Genomic DNA, 1,770 nt, shown 5'->3' with positions numbered 1-1,770 from the left:
CGACGGATCCCCAGCACTTTGTGTTGGGGATTTTTCGTTTTAATTGCATTTTGACGTGTCCACTCTCACATGGGGAAGATAAAGAGTCCGAACGCAGTGAGGCACAATCCCATGTGGAGTAGGGTGAGGTTGTCGCGTTTATCAAACTCAGTTTGGTGCGACAGACGAACGCGGAGAGCTTGCTCGAAGCTGGCCATCGCCAGACGCCTAACACCAATTTGATTAATTATATGGGCAGATTTATCCAGTCTCTGGAGCACAGAGATTTCACCCGACCAGTATCCTCAATGAAGGTATTCCATGCTCGGGATACTTGGTCAACAATTTGCTCGTAGCAATCGAGTACTCGGTTGGAAAGACAGTGTTGTCTGAGCCATTGCCAAACTTGCTCCATCGGGTTCAGCTCTGGAGAATAGGCTGGTAGCTTAATCAAAGTGAGATTTGAGAAAGGTATTGCCGTATCCATAGTATGCCAGCCTGCGCCATCAACGATGACCACTGCATGCCGGTCGCTCTCGGTTGCCAGCGATATCAATTCAAGGTGAAGCAGCATGGCATCTTTGTTGACCAAGGGCGTAATCAATGCTTCCGTTTTACCGCTACTTGGGCACACTGCCCCAAACAGATACCCATAATCAAATTGCTGCTGTTTGACGACACGGGGACGGCTACCCCGTTTTGCCCAAAGTCTTGTCGTTTGGTTTTGTTGGCCAAATCTGGCTTCGTCTTGGAACCACACATCAACGCGCTCAGTGGAAGATGACCCTGGATGAGACTGAAATCAAGCGCATGGAGTAAGCGGTACACATTGGCCAAGCTATAGCTCACATGCAGGTCGTTACAGATATAAACTCTGATATCTTCAGCCATTAAGCGTCCACCGTCCTGCTTGATAGCATTCTTCTCGATAAACTTTTTAAGTTGCTCTAATTGATGAGGAGAGAGTTGATTGGGTCGTCCGGGTTTAGGTTTATCAAGCAAACCATTGAGCCCATCAGCCAGGTAATTTGCGACCCAAGCATTAACACTGGTGCGACTCACACCGAGTAGGGCTGTTAATGACATAGTTGTCCGTGCGTATTCTTGATAAATGCAGCCGCCGCAACTGAGCTAATGAATATCCTTTTAGTTTGCCTTTGCAGAGTGGTAGGCATTAATCGTTTATCTCTAGCTATTCACCAATGCTCTAAGTTTCCCCAGGCTGCAAGAAGAGCAATGTGGTTTCGAAGTCAGTCGGCGCAGTTATTTATCATCGGTTGTATGAACAAGTCGGGTATTCAGAGTCGATGAGCCGTGCAGCTAATGCTTGGGATTCCGGCTTCGAGGCTATGAACTTGGGCACAACCTTGTACTGGATGAGAAAACATTTTAGTAATTATACTGAATCTCGATTATTTCTGACTTGTTTCATGACTAATAAGGTGTAATACATGAGTTGAATCTTTTCCCTAAGTACGACTACCAGAATTGTTTATACAAATAGGTTTGTGGATAAGTCTGTGGTTAATGGGTAGGTAAGCTGTGTAGTTGAACGGGGTTTCTACTGTCGACCAATAAATTGAGTTTTTCTTATAAAAAGCCCTTGCACAAAAGATTTTGCTCCCTATAATGCGCTCCCACTGACACGGCACAGCGGCAACGCGAAAGACGTGACAGGGTCGAAGAAAAACGGCTCTTGAGTCCTTTCAACGACAGGCGAAAAAAGATGGTAATTACTTCTTGACGCCGCAGCAGGAAAGCGTAGAATACGCAGCCCTGACCCGATGGCCA

2 protein-coding genes and 1 pseudogene are annotated in these 1,770 nt (G+C 46.4%); all 3 read right to left on the bottom strand.

Translation table 11 applies throughout. The features are described from left to right. Positions 1-226 precede the first annotated feature (226 nt). Positions 227-739, bottom strand: a complete 513-nt coding sequence (locus HCX89_RS22580) for an IS630 family transposase (protein WP_167717520.1) — start codon at positions 737-739, stop codon at positions 227-229. 65 nt (positions 740-804) lie between these two features. After that, positions 805-1,065, bottom strand: a pseudogene (locus tag HCX89_RS23140) (transposase); the annotation flags it as partial. A 504-nt stretch (positions 1,066-1,569) separates the two neighbouring features. Next, positions 1,570-1,770 (bottom strand): hypothetical protein (locus HCX89_RS22785; protein WP_217351544.1); only part of this gene is annotated, 201 nt, incomplete at its 5' end.

It is taken from the genome of Shewanella sp. Iso12, assembly GCF_012030025.1.
In the GTDB taxonomy this organism is placed as follows: domain Bacteria; phylum Pseudomonadota; class Gammaproteobacteria; order Enterobacterales; family Shewanellaceae; genus Shewanella; species Shewanella algae.
Note: the sequence above shows the minus strand (reverse complement) of the source record. Positions and strands in the feature narration are given on the sequence as shown.